2 protein-coding genes are annotated in these 421 nt (G+C 30.9%); both read left to right on the forward strand.

Annotated elements, in window-relative coordinates:
• Positions 1–290 (forward strand): hypothetical protein (locus H6A60_RS12670; protein WP_205105200.1); only part of this gene is annotated, 290 nt, incomplete at its 5' end.
• A 1-nt stretch (position 291) separates the two neighbouring features.
• On the forward strand, positions 292–421 hold a 130-nt coding region (locus H6A60_RS14085; protein WP_205105202.1), incomplete at its 3' end, for a glycosyltransferase family 2 protein.

A 421-nucleotide genomic window follows, 5' to 3' on the forward strand; every position in this document is an offset into this window, starting at 1 on the left:
GATATAAAATAGACACTACAAAACCCTATCTTATTAAGCCACTTAGAAGATTCTCCAGGAAATTTGAAGAGAAAATAGAAAGTATTACGATTAAAACAGCAACAAGGCAAATCACTTTAACTGGCGAAGCTAATGAAGATTTAATTAGAAATAAAACCATTGATAGTTTAAAAGAAGAAAACGAAAAATTAAAGAATAAAATTGAGATCTTGAGAAATGGGGTTTCTTTCAAAATTGGTCGTTTTTTAACATTTTTGCCGCGCGAAATTATTAACTTGACGAGGAAGTAATATGCCAAAAATCTCCGTTATCGTGCCGGTTTACAATGGTGAGAAATTCATCAATAAATGTCTCGACTCACTATTATTTCAAGATCTTAAGGATATTGAAATTATTGTAATCAATGATGGCTCAGTAGATC

Source organism: Sutterella massiliensis (genome assembly GCF_016899755.1).
In the GTDB taxonomy this organism is placed as follows: Bacteria; Pseudomonadota; Gammaproteobacteria; order Burkholderiales; family Burkholderiaceae_F; genus Sutterella; species Sutterella massiliensis.